Below are 16,770 nucleotides of genomic sequence, written 5' to 3' on the forward strand. Positions count from 1 at the left end.
TGTTTTATGGTTTTTAAGCACTATCTAAAGTTGCTATTTGCATCGATTTGTGTTTGTGGGATAGGAACAGACTCGCTCTGTCCGGGTACGAAGCGTGCTCCAAACACCTGTTGTGCACGTCCGGTGCGCACCAAGTCGTTAAAGCGCTCGCCCCACCATTCACAGGCAAACTCTGCTCGACGTTCGTCAAGTATCTGATCCAGTGTAACGCCTTGTATGGGAGCCATCTGTACGCGTTGACGCACGAGGGCAAAGGGCTCATCACCATTTTGTCCTTTTCTTACCTTGGCTTCAGCATTCAACAGTAACGCATCTGCATAGCGCAAGATACGCACATTGTTGTTGGCACCATATTCCATTCGGCCTTCGGTCATTTGGTTGGCAGGAAGATAGGCTTTCCCATTAAAGTGTTTGATTCCGAAAGTGTTTCCGTAAACTCGGTCTCCACTTGGCGTTTCCTTGAAGGTGGCCGGATTACCATCGATACCGCAATCTAAGATAGTGGTTCGAAGGCGCACGGCATCGTTACGATTGGTCAAGAAATCGACAATATTTTGCGACGGAGGAATCCATCCGGCGCCGGATATGGCGCTGCCACGTTGGTCGCCGGCAGGCCCTTGCCAGCGAAAGAAGGTACCCCAATCTACGCCCGGACGAACGATATCGCCGACAGGCAGTCCGAAGTCGGAATACTGCAACTCGAACATGGATTCATTGCTAAGCTTTCCGGGAAGCTTGAACAACTGATAAAAATCGGGGTATAGCGAAAACTTGTTGCTCGCGATAATCTGGTTGGTGGCGTCCAATACCTGATCCCAATAGGGGCTTGCATTGTCGTTACCGGCCAGGTCGGCAGCGGCTTTAGCCTTCAGTAGTAGTGCCGAATATTTGGTTACGGCGCCAACATGCTTGGACTGATTGGGTCGCGCATCTTCTAGATCTTGGATACAGATGTCCATTTCGGCAATGATAAACGTTCGCACTTCGGCAGCGGTACTTTTGCCTATGGTGGTGAGGCGCGCGATATCGCCACTGTCGGAGAGGATGGGCACATCGCCAAATAGGCGGGATGCCATCAGGTGGGCGTAGGCACGCAGAAAGCGCACTTCCGCCTGATATTGGCGGTTCAAGGCCGCATCTTCGGTATTTGCGGCTGGGATATTTGCCGCGAAAAGCTCCAACTCCATTAAGGCATTGTTTGCGGATATGGCCAAGCTATAGTAGCTTATCCACGACTGGTTTAGGCCCCAATAAGACTGTATAGTTACATCGCGTTGGAAATTCTTGATGGCCATAAGTTCAGGGTTGTCATTAGCGTTTGGCGCGGCCTGCAAGTAGTCGTCATCGCGCATGCAGCGGATGGAAAGGTCTATCCAATGGACAAGATTATCGTCGGAAGCGGCGCGATAGACGCCGGATACTGGCGAATACATTAAGGCGAGGTTGCTGTAGTTGATCTCCTCGGAGCGTTGTTGATTTTCCAAGGGTTTATCCAAGAATTTTTCGCAGCTGCTCATGAGTGTTGCGAAGCCTAGGCAGCTACTGATTATGATATATTTGAAGTTTTTCATGTCTGTTCCTTTTGATAATTAAAAGCTTAAACGTAATCCCAAACTATAGGTCGCCGAAATAGGGTAGACGTTTGCATCGTATCCCATACCGGATATTTCAGGTGTAAACCCATTGTAGCGGGTGAAGATGGCAGGTCTATCCGCCGTTGCGAATACGCGGATAGGCATCGACTCACCCAGGTTAAAAGAATAGCCCAGCTGTATATTTTGAATGCGGAAATAAGCGCCACTTTCCACGAAGAAGGAGCTCGCCTGTAAGTTCCATGAAGCAACGGTTCCTGCCGCCGAGGGATATGTGTTCGAACTACCTTCGCCTGTCCATAGTCCTTCGATAAAAGCTGCATCGGCATTCATCTGTGGGTATTTACGGCGCATGGCTCGGTTGAGGTTATGTATTTTGTTACCAGCAACGCCTTGAAGGGCGATGTTCATATCGAATTTTTTGTACTGGAGGCCAATGTTGAAACCATAGGTTAGCTTGGGCAGGTAGCTACCGAGGTTGATGCGGTCTTCTTCATCCAGCTCTCCATTTCCATTTTGATCTTTATAACGCAGATAGCCGGGTTGGATAGCTGACCCCGGGTTCAGCTCGTTGTAACGGCTGGCGATAGGATCAGCATCGATCTCGGCCTGTGTTTGGTATACGCCAGCCACTTCGTAGCCATAGTAATAGTTGAGCGGCTGTCCTTCTTCCACGCGAGATGGAAATTCTGCGGCCCATTCTGGGAAACCGTTCATTATATTGGCTAGTCCCCCAAGGTCGGTGACGCGATTTTTCAAAGTTGTCACGTTGACGCCTAGATTATAGTCCAACTGCCCTACTTGATCTTTCCAGTCTAAGCCAATTTCCCAACCGCTGTTGGCGACACTGCCCCAATTTCCATATACTCGATCCCACATGAAAGGAATAGGACGGCTGAAGGCTAGGTCGTGTGTCTTGCGATGGTAATAGTCTACCGTACCGTGCAACCTATTGTTCAACAAGGCGAAGTCTAGTCCACCATCCCATTCTTCGACCACTTCCCAACGCACCTGCGTGAAGAAGCGCCCCACGCGGTAGCCCGGCACACGAGCACCATAGGTGGAGCCGATACTTCCAAAGATGGCCGAGTTGTTGTTGCCTGAATTGACGATAGCATAGCCAGCGTTGGGCTGTATACCGTCATTTCCAAGTAGGCCCCAGCTTCCGCGAATCTTCAACATATCGAACAGGGACTGGTTTTCCATAAATTTCTCACGGCTAAGCACCCACCCCAAACCTACAGAAGGGAAGTAGCCCCATTTGGTTTGGTACTTCGAGCTGCCGTCGGCACGGAAGGTGGCCGTCAGCAAGTATTTGCTATCGTAATCATAGGTAGCACGCGTAAAGGCCGATACGCCGGAGTTGCGAGTACCGCCTTCACCGTAGCCCGTAGCCGAGCCTATACCTTGTGCGCCTTGGCCGACATACCAGAACTCTTCGGCAGCAGGCACATCATTAGCCGATACCCAAGTCTCGCGCCAGCGCTCCTCACGTACTGACTGTCCCAAAAGCACCGTCCAGTGGTGTTTGCCTGCTTCGTCGCGGTAGGTAAGGAGGTTGTCCAAGATGTAGTCGTTGTTGCGTGTTTGTGCCGATCGTAAGTAGGAGCGATCGCTACGTTGATCGTTGTCTATATAGTACACCGGGGTGTAGTTGATGCCGTGTGTCGATTGATGCCGTTGACTCAACTGAGAACGAAAAGTAAGCTTGTCTTTCCACAATTGGGCCTCGACATAGGCACTCGGTAAAATTTGGAAACCTTTTTTCTGGCTGTGGTTGTAATGTGCTGTAGCCAATGGATTATTGAACCAGAATCCTGTCGGAATGCCCAAGGAAGCACTTGTTCCGAATTTTATCGGATCGGCCAACTCCAGTGAAGGGTCGTAGCTTGGGTAGAGTGGAGATGCAAAATAAGCTTGTCTAAAAGCGGTGTTATTGGGCAAGAACGCATTAAAGTTATTCATGTGCGCGGTGAAGCCGATTTTTAACCAATCCGTTACGCGGGCTTCGGTTTGCATCCGAATGTTGTATTTCTTATGGTAATTTTCGGCATCCATAATACCGTCTTGGTCTAGGTAGTTGATACCAAAGGTGTAGGTGATCTTGTCGCTACCACCTTGCACATCGATATTATGGTTGGTTATCAGAGCTTTTGAACGCAACAGCTCGCCATACCAGTCCGTGTTGGTGGAGGGAACGTCGCCCTGTCCGCCAAATTTCTCGATGGAATTATCAACGATGTAGCCTTCGCCTTTTGCGCGTGCATAAGCGGCGAATTGCGTTCCATTAGCCATCTTAAGCACATTGGTCGGCGTTTGAAATCCGGTGTATCCGTTGTAGGTAACGCGGGCTCTCATGTTCAAGCTACCTTTTTTTGTGGTCACGATGATGACGCCGTTGGCCGCTCTAACGCCGTAAATAGCGGCACCCGATGCGTCCTTCAAAACGGACATATCGGCAATGTCGTTGGGGTTTAAGAAGTCGATGTTATCCATAAACATACCATCCACCACATAAAGAGGACTTTCATTATTGAAGGAGCCGACACCGCGTACACGCACGGTTGCGCCAGCACCGGGGGCACCAGAACTTACAACTTGAACACCGGTAACAGATCCTTGGAGCGCATCCATCGGTGTAGACACCGTTCGTTTGACAAGGTTCTCGACATTGACGGTAGCTACAGGAGCCGTGAGATCGTTCTTCCGTTGCGAACCATAGCCGATAATAACGACTTCATCGAGGTTGAGATTGCCGTCGGCGGACAGTTGAACATTTACGGTATTACCTATAATAGGTACCGTCTTTTTGGTGTAACCCACAGCTGAAACAACGAGGGAATCCGCCGTTGAGGGCACAGCGAGCGTAAAGAAGCCGCGCTCATCGCTACTGCTACCTACCTGCGGCAGGTTCTTCACGGTAATGCTGGCAATGACGGCTTTGCCCACCTCATTGCTGATGTTGCCGGTTAGCGTCTTCGTCTGGGCTTGGGCCCATTCGAATAGGTTCCATAGCAAGGCAACTATGGTCAATAATACTGCTTTGTTTTTCATGCACAAATCAAATTAACATGGTTAGGAATTCTTGTTTATAAATTAGCAATTCAAAATTACCGTAAGGATTAAACGAGAAGGCATGAAGTAGTACATCATTTATACTTCAAATTGCCTTTATTGGTCTATTTTGTTATATTTGACCTACTTCAAGAATACATCATAAGATCATTTGTAAACCGTGTAATGAAGTATATCGACAAACTAATTGGTACGCTGATTCTTCTTTTTCCATTACTTTTATGGGCACAAAATCCGTTGGGCCTGCCTATGGTGCACAACTACAGCAAGGGAATCTTTCAAGGAGGAAGTCGAACTTGGGACATCAAGCAGGATGGAAGAGGGGTGATGTATTTCGCAAATAACGAAGGACTCATTACGTTTGACGGTAAGTATTGGAAACGTCATACATTGCCCAACCATACTATCGTTCGGTCGATTGCCATTGATAAAAACAACCGCATTTATGTTGGTGGACAGGGAGAGTTTGGATATTTCGAGGCTAACAGTAACAACGAGCTTGCTTATGTTTCCCTCAAAGCACTGCTTCCCAAAGGGCACGAGCAATTTGCAGATGCCTGGAATACGGTTATTGTTGATCATGCTGTTTTCTTTAGAACCACACAGAACATCTTTGAATACCGTGATGATCAAATAAAAGTGTATCCGGCAACGGTAAGTTGGGAATTTATGGGGAGCGCCGATAATCAACTGTATGCGCAGGACATCAAACACGGTTTGCTTACGTTTTCCCAAGGCAAATGGAAAAGCGCATTAAAGCAAAACGATTTCAAGGATATTAAAATTGCGGCTATGGCCGTCTTGGACGATCATAAATTGCTTATTACCACGCTTACCCATGGTGATTATGTGATAAGCGACGGCGTTGTGCATTTACTTGCGCCGAGCAAGTATACTTATGAGCTTTACACGCCTTCTTTGTCGGTCATTAATGATCGTGAATATGTCGTAGCAACAGCTTCGGAAGGATGTGTCATCCGCGACAGAGGAGGCCGCGTGTTGCAGCGCCTTGGTTTGCGGGAGGGGTTACAGAACAAAAATGTAACGACGGTTTTTGTGGATCGGCAGCGGAATATATGGGCCGCAGTGGATAACGCGATTGCCGTGCTGAGTTACGGTAGCGCTATTCGTTATTTTAGGCCCACAATGGATTATGACGTGACGGGTTATTCCGCACTGATTTTCCAGCAGAAGCTCTACATGACTTCATCGAATGGTGCTTATGTGACGCCCTTACAGTCAGCCTACAAAAACCACAGCCAATCTGCGGATAACTTCAAGTTGATCACGGGCAGTGACGGAGGGGAGGCTTGGCGTGTTTCGGAAGTCAATGGACAGCTGCTGCTTACCCATAACCGAGGACTATTTGCTATACAGCATGATCGATTGGTTGCGCTTAACGAAGGGGCTGGAACTTGGCTGCCCATGGCTCTTTCTGCGGTTTATCCCGTTGATCGGGCGCTGCTGGGTACCTATTACGGTTTGGATTTACTGCAATTTAAGGCAGGTCGATTTGAGAGGGTTGCTAAGCTTAATGGACGATCAGATTCTTATCGTTTTCTCGAAATCGATGCGCAGGGACAGGTTTGGGCGTCTCATCCTTACCGTGGTATCTATCGGATTAAGCTGTCTGATGACGGCACTGCTTACGAGGCAAGGCTACTGACGCAAAAGGATGGACTTCCTTCGGATTTTCAGAATTATGTGTTTCGCGTAAAAAATAAGCTGTTGTTTACGACAGCAAAAGGTATATATACCTTTGATGATCAGCAATCGCGTTTTATTCCTTCACCGGATTTTGCCGACTTTCATGACCTTCCGATTAAGTATTTACAAGAAGATGCGGAAGGTAACTTGTGGTTTTGTAGTGGGAAGAGAGTTGGGGTGGCGAGACGCGATGCGAAGACTAAGCGCTACCAGATTACCTATTTTCCGGAATTGGAAGGGCATCAAACATCTGGCTTTGAAAACATCTATCCTTATGATAAAAACAATATTTATATCGGGTCGGAACGCGGGCTTATACATATTGATTTCGAAAACTACCTGGCGGTAAAAGACAAGCCTAAGGTGCTGCTTTCTTCGATAAAGGCGACGGCCGCGACGGACAGTACGATTTATGATGGCTATGTAATCGCCGAGGAGGCCGCCAACGAAAAAGGATCAGTTACTGAGCGGACCTTGCCCGCGCGTTTCAACTCCTTTTTGTTTAGGTATTCGTCGCCAAGTTATGGCATTCAGGAGCATATGCAATACAGCTATCGCCTAGAAGGCTATGATAAAGCATGGTCGGCATGGTCAGGCGAAACAGAGAAGGCGTATACCAATTTGCCGAATGGCAACTATACCTTTCATGTGCGGGCCAAAAATAATCTTGCCGAAGCTTCTGACACGGTGTCCTATAGCTTTGTCATCCGGCCGCCATGGTATAAATCTATTTGGGCGGTCGGGATCTACGTGTTTGCCTTTCTGCTAGCGGCTTACTTTCTTGTACTTTGGCAAAAGCGTGTTTGGAAAACACAGGAGGAGGATTTTAATAAAAAGCTGGCGCAGATGCGTTACATCCATCAGTTGGAGATCGAAAAGAATGAAAAGGAAATTGTGAAGCTTCAAAACGAGAAATTGGAACATGAAGTGATGTCCAAAACGAAGGAGCTGGCCAGCACGAGTATGCAACTGATGGAAAATACTGGTGCGCTAAGTAAGCTTCGCGTGGAATTGGCCAAACTGGATGTCGGTGATGATGAAGGAGGAGATCTGAAAAAGATTACTTCCCTGCTAAATGATGTGGAGAAAAACAGCAGTCACTGGGATCAGTTTGCGAGCCATTTTGATGAGCTTAACGACGGCTTTATGCATCGTTTAAAAGAGAAACATCCTACTTTATCTAGAAATGACCTGAAAGTGTGCGCCTATTTGCGGCTCAACTTTTCCACCAAACAGATCGCACAACTGCAGAATATATCGGTAAGGGGCGTGGAGATACATCGCTATCGGATTCGCAAAAAATTGGGTATCGATAGCGATGTGTCGACCGCCGACTACCTAAGTACGGTTTAAAAGGGCATCTGCAGTTGTTCCTTTAAAATGCGAAGTCAGTTTATACATTCTAAAATAGCTAATCGAAGGACTCCTGTATAAGATTTTTAGCCTGAATCTCCCAATTTTCGGAAACCTCGTCATAATTGGTAACGCAGTTGTAGTAGTCGAAGTCTATGGGTACGTTGCCGCCTGCAAAAGGCCCTGAAACGCCTAGATAAGACAGCTCATTACCTTCAAATTTAACGGAGAAAACGTAGTAGGTGTTGCCTGATTCTACTATTTTGCCAATTTCTTTAATTTCCGTAGGATACTCGTAATCGTCGTAGAGAAACTCATTAAAAAGCATTTTGGCAAATTGATCGCCTTCCTTGTACATTTGGGGGATCTGCTCGAACAGATTTCTCTCTTCGAAAGCTTTCATCACATCATAGCGGGTTCGGATGTTCTCCAACTGCTCCTTAAATAAGGTAGAATCTAGTGGCATACGGGCATCGACCATAGCAATTAGAAGCGCCGTTTTAATATAGTTTACGCCTTCCATGGATGACAGATTATCGGCGAAATGCTGGATATACGCTTGATTAGTCGAAGCGCCAAAAATCTGTAGGTAGGTGAACATGCGGTTATAGAATACGGAATTCTCATCTGCAGAATGGGTAGATACAAACTGTGCAAGATCATCTTTTGCAAATGCTTCTACGAGCGATAACATATCGGCGGTTTTTACGGAAACTTGGCTTTGTTTTTTTAATTCTAGTACTTTCTTAAACCATGTTAACGTTGCCGCTCTGTAGTCTGGGTGTCTAAGCAACGACGCTATACGATCCATATGTTGCGCGGTAAATTCTAGCGAATCTAAAAGTGGGCTTATTAACGCTTGCGCATCATTTGTTGTGGGTGGTTTCGTTAGTAAGCTGTTGAAATACCATTCAAATTCAGTGGAGTCAATAGATAGAATGTTTTGCAAGATGTTCGTGCGAATGGCATCGCTGGTTTCTCGGTCGACGTATAAACGTTTTAACAAGGGTATCGACGGCTTATCTCCCAGCGTCGCGAGTTCATCAATCAGCAAAGTTCGGCTACCGTTTTCCTCTTGATCATTGGGGTACACGTAACGGATCGCCTTACGTAAGAGCGGGAGTTCATTTTTTTCGAAGCTGTAGAATTTTTGAAGCGATTTCCAAGCGGGTTTCCAAGTAGCAGTATCCTGATTTTGAAGATCGGTGATTAAAAGATCAGCCTTGGAAGCGAAAATATCAAAGTTCGTTTTTTTCGTAGAAATAGAACTTTCAAAATGCCTGAAAAAATCATCTACATTTTTGCGTTTTAGATCTTCTTCACCGCCCGTGACATACAATACATACAAATGATCACCCACAGACCAAATTTGATGTTGCATTGCCGCATGCTGTTGCTTGTTATAGGAATAGAGTACAGCCCCCTGCGCAAAAGGATGTTCAAGCCTTCTGTAGCTTAAGACAGAGTCACCGTCTTCTTTTATATTGCGATGTATTTTATGGAACATGCTATCGACATCGGTATAACGGCTATATTTTCCAAATTGGTATGCTAGGAACTGAAAATTAGTGCCCGATTTTGGATCGATGGTAGCCAAGTGATGTTTTGTGGAAACAAATTCGGTCGCACGATCGGCAGGCGACGTGTTCAGATCCATCGGTGTCTGTGGCAATGACAGTTTTAATTCGCCCACCGCAAAGAGCTCGTTGTCGACCTCTTGGTATGGTAGGAAGGCAAAAGTGTCGAAAGGGTCGTTCTCTGGCAACGGTGCAGTGCTGCTCAAATGCTCGCGCAGTAATAAGAAAAAGCGATTTCCTCGAAAAAACATCTCTATTTCAGACCAATTGCCACCGATGATCGCTTTGAAGTTTCTCGCTACATAACCGTTTCTTTGGATATCTCTCGGTTCGACCAAGATATTGCCCATCGCTGTAAGCTGCTGTACCGTCTTTTGATAGACGGATTCTTTGTCGATTAATGATACTCCTGGAGGATAGTCGTTGTAACGCACGAGGTAAGAGGCGCTATTGGTAGCGTCTAAAGCAAAGGTATTCATGATTTTAAAACTCTCTGTCGCTGGATTGTCTGCACTTGGTGCGTCGTTGACCATCCGTTGGGAAATTGGCGGTAATTTAATTTGAAAAGCACCAAGCGGATCCTTAAAGATAGGGATTGATGCGTTGTCGGGAGTTGATTTGATAACGACTGAGCTTAAAACACGATCTACCAAATTTTGGTATTTACTGTTTTTCTTGATGCTGGCGATCAGCAAGTACCTTCGATTATTCTGTAGCCAGATTTTCACCTTTTTCTGTGATTCACGCTCCTGTATTGTGGCTTCAAGAATAGTGATTGTACCTTCTTTAAAAATTTGCTTACTGATCAGCATATTGGAATTTTTCGATAGTATGCTGTCTAGTGTTTCATTGACAAACGCTTCGTCACTAATTGTGGACTCTCCAACAACGAAAGAAGCGTTGAAGCTGAAGACGGCTTCGCTAAACATATCCAAATGCACCAACGTTTTTTGGTAGATGGCCTCGCGGCTATAAACATAGCCGGCAGGAAACTGAATATCGAATCCAAGAAGCGAATCGCTCACCGTCTGCCAACCCATAGCATCGTGCTCGATATCGAACGCCGTATGCCCATCGAAGGTTCCTTGCACCTGACGGACGTTGTAGCCCTCTCTGCGAAGAAGATTGATTAGTCCATATTCTCCGGGGAGGTGTGCAGCACCTGTTACCGCAAAAACGGATTTTTTTGGCATCAACTGTACCATCCGTTGCAACATTACCACGTTTCGGGTCTTTAGTAAGGTATTATCCTTGAGATAATGTTGGATTTGACTATTCAATAGTTCTAAATTGCCGGAAGCATAAATCTCGATGAGCCCGTTGATTTTTTCCTCATAGTCCTCGACATCGGCATCGATCATGTCCGCCACGCTTCCGCCTGTTGTAAGCAAAGCTTCCAAATGCTGTTCGGTACTTTCTAAACTTAAGACAGGCTTGTGTCTTGTTTTCGCAAGACCGTATAAAAAAATATCGACGATCATTTCCTTACCGTCCTTTTTGCTGCTTGCCGGATAGAGGAGCGTTCGCAATAGATAGGGATTCTTTAACAATAAGGAATCTGATTTATCGAAATCGTATTCTGAAAACCGATCTTTCAACTGTTGTTTTTGTCGATCGGTTAAACGTAGTGTATCGGCCACTGTTTTTGATCCATCGGTGTACGCTAGTACTTCACACAGTAAAGAATCGGGGTGAGTTTCCATTGCGAAAACGTCGGCATTTGCAACTGCCCAATAGACGGAGTCGCTGAAGTGAAAAGCCCGGCTGTCTTTAACATGGATAGAACCGAAAAGATAGGACGGTTTTACCAAATTCTTTCCACTAACTTCCCATAGCAGTTGATAGCCATTAACTCCTTGTGCAACTGAAGTTGTTGTACTGGTGGTGATAGCCAACAGGAAAAGTAGTACATAGTAAATTGATACCTTAAAAAGATCGGTGAAAATTTTGGTCATGGTTTGGATGCATTTCGTACGAATATACGAATTTTGCTCATCTTGTTGGGGTATATCATGATCCTATGATAAAAAAAAGGATTATTTTCCTTGAGGTGGATCTACAGATGTTGATTTTTTTTAACTTATTTTGAAACGCTAAAAGCTTTACTTATTTTTGTTTACAAGAGAACTAACAACACAACAGATTATGAATTTTAATTCCCGTTTTTACCAATATATTTTTGCGTTTTCTTCTTTGGTCTTCCTATTGGGAGAGCTGGCTTTTCGTTTGGGAAGATTTATTGTCAGTTTTTTTTGTAATTGACAACTCGAGATCCGATCACACGATCGTGTATGGCCATGCCGCTACTTGAAACGGTAATCAAAGAGATCCAACCTAGAGCTGCTTTTATTACAAAACGTACAACCGCCGAAGGAAAGTTGATGTTTCTCTCTGCGTCTTCCCGCTTTACGCGTATACCCATTGCCATATGCCCAACTGTTCCGGCAAAGAGACTTGTAAATAAAGGATCGTAAAGAAAGAACACAAAGACAAAAGATAGCAATCGAACGCTGTCGGGGACATGTTGAAAGGCGGAGAAAACACTTGACAAGATAAACATCAATACTAACAGAAAGAATCCATCGACAACCAAGGCTTTTACGCGAATGAAAACACCCGGATAATTTTCTTCACTGACTTGATTTGGTACATCAAATATTGGAGTCGGGGGTAATTCCTTATGACTGTCTTGCGCTTCCATTACGTTAGTTTGTTTTGATAAGTTAATAATGTTTGTGGACGAAATATAGTGAGAAAATTATCAAAAGCAAAAAATGCCAGTATTTAAAAGTAAATCTGGCATTTTTCATTATATGTTGACTTTACTGAAGGCTTATTACCAGCCGCCACCCAGCGATTTATATAGATTGATTGAGGCATTGAATTGTGCCTTCTGTGACTCAATCAATTCGAATTTTGCTTCAATCGCGTCACGCTGCGTCATCAATACCTCCATATAATCGGCATGTGCCGAGTTAAAAAGGTCGTAGGATATCTGTACGGATTCCGTTAGGGTGGACACCTGCTTGCCTTGCAAGGTGTTGATATTGGCCATGTTTTTGATCTTCGCTAATTGGTTGGCTACTTCTACATACGCATTTAGCAGTGTTTGCTCATAGGTAAAAACGGTTTGTATTTGTTTTGCATTCGCATTCAAGTATTCCGCTTGGATAGCACGTTTATTTACCAAAGGGGCGATCAAATCGCCGGTGATCGAATAGATCAGCGATTGTGGCGTTTTGAGCAAGTAGGCCGGGTTGAAGGCCTGATACCCGAGGCTTGCAGAAATCCCTAGCGTAGGGTAAAATCTTGCCTTGGCTACTTTGACGTCCAACTTGGCTGCTGCCATAAGCAACTCTGCCTGCCGCACATCAGGCCTGTTGTTCAGAAGCTGGGCGGGTAGTCCCTCTTGCACGATGGGCAGGTTGATCTGGTCGAGGCTACTCGCTTCGCGTAGAATGTGTTGCGGATATTGACCCACGAGGTAGTTTAATTTGTTCTCGGTTTCTACGATCTGCTGATCGATTTTGTAGCGCATGCTCTGCGTTTTGAGCAGCTCGGCTTCAAATTTTTTGACCGCCAATTCTGTCACCCGCGTAGCAATCTTCTGCAGTTTGACAAGATCCAACGCATCCGATTGCAGCTTCAGGTTTTGTTCTACGAGCATTTTTTCTTGGTCCAGCGCCAATAATTCGTAATAGAGATTTGCAATCTCGGCCACAAGGTTGGTCACCATGAAGTTTTTGCCCTCTATGCTGGCGAGATATTCGAGCTGAGCTTCCTTGGCTGCATTGTGCAGCTTGTTCCAGATGTCGACTTCCCAGTTAGCGACGAGGGAGGCTCCTAGATCGGGCATTGGATCGGGATTCTCTTTTCCTTCGCGGATGTCTACTTGTCTTTCTGTTGCACCCAAGGTTGTATATTCACTGCGCTTCTCCGCGCCGCCACCAACTTTGGCGCCAACGAAAGGGAGATACTCTCCCTTTCGTGCCCTAATTTCGTTGCTGGACATATTGATTTCCTGCAACATGATGTTCAACTCTTGATTGTGGCTCAGCGCAGAGTCAATCAGGCTGCGCAGATGAGGATCTGTGAAATAGGTTTTCCATTCCACCTTTGCGCTATTGACGCTGTCGGCCGTGGCTTCGTAAGCTGTAGGCATGTTGGCGGTGGAGGCTGCTTTTTCTGTTATTTTAGGTACTCCACAGCCAATAACGGCCATGCAGGAACCCGCTAAAAGTATAGGCTTGATGCTTGTTTTCTTCATCATTAGTTTTCTATTTCTTCCAATAAAGGATTTTCAATTTCTTCCAATAAGGGTTGTTCACTTTCGTGTTTTATCAATTTACGTTTGCCGGCAATGCTTCCAAAAATAAAGTAGAGACCAGGCACGATGATGACGCCGAAAATAGTACCCAATAGCATTCCTCCGGCAGCGGCGGCCCCGATTGTTTGGTTGCCAATGGCACCCGGACCATGTGCAAAGATCATAGGGATCATCCCGGCGATGAAGGCAAAAGAAGTCATTAAAATAGGACGAAAACGCACGCGCGCACCTTCGATCGCCGCCTTATAGATGGTCATACCTTCCGCATGCTTCTGCATGGCAAACTCGACGATCAATACGGCATTCTTACCCAAGAGGCCTACAAGCATGACTAATCCTACTTGGGCGTAGATGTCGTTGGCCAATCCCATGAGCTTCAATAATAGGAAAGTGCCGAAGATTCCAGCCGGCAGGGACAGGATGACGGAGAGCGGTAAGATAAAGCTTTCATATTGTGCGGCTAGTACCAAATACACGAAGCCCAAAACAATCAGGAAGATGTAAATAGCCTCGTTGCCACGGGCTGTTTCGTCTTTTGTTAAGCCTTCCCAGCCGATATCGTAGCCGCGTGGTAGCGTTTGTTTGGCGACCTCTTGGATAGCTTTAATCGCTTCGCCGGTGCTGTAACCCTTTGCCGGTTCGCCCTTGATGGCTGAAGAAGGATACATATTATATCGTGTGATCTCGTTTAGGCCATGTGTTTTGGTCATTTTCATGAAAGAGGAATAAGGAACCATCTCATCTTTGTTGTTTTTGACGTAAAGCTTCATCACATCCTCTGGAAGGGCTCTCGATTCGGGTGAGCCTTGCACATATACTTTGTAGAACGTACCAAAGCGGATAAAACCTTGCTCGTAGGTACTGCCGATTAGTATGGATAGGTTGTTCATCGCATTCTCAATGTTCACCCCCTTCTGCATGGCGGCTTCGTTGTCTATTTCTAGCTCATACTGCGGATAGTTTGCGCTGAAGAATGTAAATAGACCGGTAAGCTCCTTCCGTTTTTCTAGTGCTTTCATAAACTCATCGTTTACCTTTTCCAATTCCTTGTAGTCGTCGGAGTTGGTCTTGTCCAGCAGGCGAAGCGAGAACCCACCTGCGGCTCCGTAACCGGGCACAGCCGGAGGACCGAAAAACTCGATGGTAGCGCCAGATATCTCTTTGGCCTTCACTTCGAGTTCCTCAATAATTTCGGATACCGTTTCCTTTCTTTCCGACCAATCTTTCAGCTCGATCAAACAGGTGCCGGCATTAGATCCGCGGCCTTCGGTCAACACTTCATAGCCCGCCAACGCAGTGACGGACGCTACACCATCGATATGTTCGGTAAGCTTTTGCAGCTGCCGAGCAACGTCATTGGTGCGCTCTAGCGTAGATCCCGGCGGCGTCTGTACGATGGCGTAGATCATCCCTTGGTCTTCATTGGGGATAAAACCACTGGGCAAGGTTCCAGATATCCCAAATATGCCGACAGAGAAGGCTGCAAGGATAAGGAAAGTAAGCAAGCGGCGATTTACAATCTTTTTCAGAAAGAGTGCATAACGTAAGTTAAGGCGATCGAAGCGCTTATTAAACGCGTCAATAAATTTATCAACAGGACTTTTCTTCTTCGCTTTGCCATGATTATTCTTCAGGATCATGGCACAAAGTACCGGCGTTAATGTTAAGGCGACAAAGCCGGAGATCACGATGGAGCAAGCCATGGTGATCGCAAATTGCCTAAAGAAAACACCTACCGGTCCTGCCATAAAGGCTACAGGAATAAACACAGCAGTCATCAACAAGGTGATGGCGATAACGGCGCCGCTAATTTCGCGGATAACCTCCACGACTGCTTGATAGGGAGGAAGGTGCTTTTCGTGCATCTTGGCATGCACGGCCTCCACGACCACGATAGCATCATCGACCACGACGCCTATGGCAAGTACCAATGCAAATAGCGTGATAAGATTGATTGTCAAGCCGAATACCTGCATGAACATAAACGCGCCGATCAGGGATACGGGAACGGCGATGGTGGGGATCAAGGTAGAACGCCAGTCGCCCAAAAATAGGAAGACCACCAACGCGACAAGGATAAAGGCCTCGACAAGGGTATGCACCACTTTATCAATTGACGCATTCAAGAAGTTGGACACATCGTAGGTAATCTTGTAGTCCATTCCTGGAGGGAAAGAGGCCGCTTTTATCTCTTCGAGCTTGCTTTTCACCTCCTTGATGACCTCGTTGGCATTACTTCCATAGTTTTGCTTAAGCGTGATGGATGCAGATGGTAGGCCATCAAGATTCGAATATATATCGTAAAATTCACTGCCGAGCTCCACGGTACCTATATCTTTTAGCTTCAGGTTTTCGCCTTCGGCGTTGGCGCGGATAATGATATTTTCGTACTGCTCAATCTTGTTGTAGCGACCTTTGTAGGTTAATACATATTCCAAGGATTGCGAACGTTTTCCCGTACTCTGTCCGATACGTCCAGGCGTTCCGATGATGCTCTGTTGACTCATTGCTTCCATCACTTCGTCGGTCGATACGTTGTAGGCTCGCATACGTTCTGGATTGAGCCACACGCGCATGGCATAAATACGGCTTCCCAGTATCTTGGCACTGCCGACACCTTTTAATCGGCTGATTTCCGGAATAACGTTTACATTCGCAAAGTTATAGAGGAACTTCTGATCCGCGTTGGGGTCTTTGCTGAATACATTGACATACATCAGCATGTTGGGTGATGTATAACTAACGACAAGTCCTTCGCGTTGTACAAGCTCTGGCAATCGGTTGGTGACCTGCTCAATGCGAGTTTTAACATTGACCATCGCTTGACTAGGATCGGTGCCTAGATCAAAATAAACCATGATGGTTGCTTCGCCAGCGCTGGTGGCGTCGGAGGTCATGTATTTCATGCCCGGCGTGCCGTTGATGGATTTTTCCATCGGAATCAGTACAGATTCGGTCAATACATTAGCACTTGCTCCAGGGTAGGCGATGTTGACGACCACCACGGGAGGAGCAATGTCGGGGAACTGGGAGATGGGCAGCGTACTGATGGCCAAAATCCCCATAAATATGATTACGATAGATAGCACAATGGCTAGTACCGGTCTCTTAATAAATTTTTCAAACATAATCTACAGAT

Annotated in this window: 7 protein-coding genes; 1 reads left to right on the forward strand and 6 read right to left on the reverse strand. The window is 46.1% G+C overall.

The window, feature by feature from the left end; genetic code table 11:
- Positions 1–20: 20 nt before the first annotated feature.
- Complete coding sequence (locus tag SCB77_RS19370) at positions 21–1,571, reverse strand: RagB/SusD family nutrient uptake outer membrane protein (RefSeq protein WP_320183652.1); 1,551 nt, start codon at positions 1,569–1,571, stop codon at positions 21–23.
- An 18-nt stretch (positions 1,572–1,589) separates the two neighbouring features.
- Complete coding sequence (locus SCB77_RS19375) at positions 1,590–4,646, reverse strand: SusC/RagA family TonB-linked outer membrane protein (RefSeq protein WP_320183653.1); 3,057 nt, start codon at positions 4,644–4,646, stop codon at positions 1,590–1,592.
- A gap of 186 nt (positions 4,647–4,832) precedes the next feature.
- On the opposite strand from SCB77_RS19375, the gene SCB77_RS19380 reads away from it, so the two are divergent.
- Complete coding sequence (locus SCB77_RS19380; protein ID WP_320183654.1) at positions 4,833–7,727, forward strand: helix-turn-helix and ligand-binding sensor domain-containing protein; 2,895 nt, start codon at positions 4,833–4,835, stop codon at positions 7,725–7,727.
- Positions 7,728–7,785: 58 nt separating this feature from the next.
- Here the strand turns inward: SCB77_RS19380 and SCB77_RS19385 are convergent, their stop codons facing one another.
- From SCB77_RS19385 to SCB77_RS19400, 4 genes are all read right to left on the reverse strand, one after another.
- Complete coding sequence (locus SCB77_RS19385; RefSeq protein ID WP_320183655.1) at positions 7,786–11,259, reverse strand: TraB/GumN family protein; 3,474 nt, start codon at positions 11,257–11,259, stop codon at positions 7,786–7,788.
- Between the two features lie 287 nt (positions 11,260–11,546).
- Positions 11,547–12,005 (reverse strand): RDD family protein, encoded by a 459-nt coding sequence (locus SCB77_RS19390; RefSeq protein ID WP_320183656.1) that lies wholly within the window; start codon positions 12,003–12,005, stop codon positions 11,547–11,549.
- Positions 12,006–12,140: 135 nt separating this feature from the next.
- Positions 12,141–13,574, reverse strand: a complete 1,434-nt coding sequence (locus tag SCB77_RS19395; RefSeq protein WP_320183657.1) for a TolC family protein — start codon at positions 13,572–13,574, stop codon at positions 12,141–12,143.
- Positions 13,574–16,759, reverse strand: coding sequence for an efflux RND transporter permease subunit (locus tag SCB77_RS19400; RefSeq protein ID WP_320183658.1), 3,186 nt, complete (start codon positions 16,757–16,759; stop codon positions 13,574–13,576). The genes SCB77_RS19395 and SCB77_RS19400 overlap by 1 nt, the downstream gene beginning before the upstream one ends.
- Positions 16,760–16,770: the final 11 nt, after the last annotated feature.

The sequence above is a fragment of the Sphingobacterium bambusae genome, assembly GCF_033955345.1.
Lineage (GTDB): Bacteria > Bacteroidota > Bacteroidia > Sphingobacteriales > Sphingobacteriaceae > Sphingobacterium > Sphingobacterium bambusae.

Excerpts from the sequence above, each read along its gene's own strand:
- SCB77_RS19370 (WP_320183652.1), bottom strand. The coding sequence starts at position 1,571 with ATGAAAAACTTCAAATATATCATAATCAGTAGCTGCCTAGGCTTCGCA.
- SCB77_RS19375 (WP_320183653.1), bottom strand. The coding sequence starts at position 4,646 with ATGAAAAACAAAGCAGTATTATTGACCATAGTTGCCTTGCTATGGAAC.
- SCB77_RS19380 (WP_320183654.1), top strand. The coding sequence starts at position 4,833 with ATGAAGTATATCGACAAACTAATTGGTACGCTGATTCTTCTTTTTCCA.
- SCB77_RS19385 (WP_320183655.1), bottom strand. The coding sequence starts at position 11,259 with ATGACCAAAATTTTCACCGATCTTTTTAAGGTATCAATTTACTATGTA.
- SCB77_RS19390 (WP_320183656.1), bottom strand. The coding sequence starts at position 12,005 with ATGGAAGCGCAAGACAGTCATAAGGAATTACCCCCGACTCCAATATTT.
- SCB77_RS19395 (WP_320183657.1), bottom strand. The coding sequence starts at position 13,574 with ATGATGAAGAAAACAAGCATCAAGCCTATACTTTTAGCGGGTTCCTGC.
- SCB77_RS19400 (WP_320183658.1), bottom strand. The coding sequence starts at position 16,759 with ATGTTTGAAAAATTTATTAAGAGACCGGTACTAGCCATTGTGCTATCT.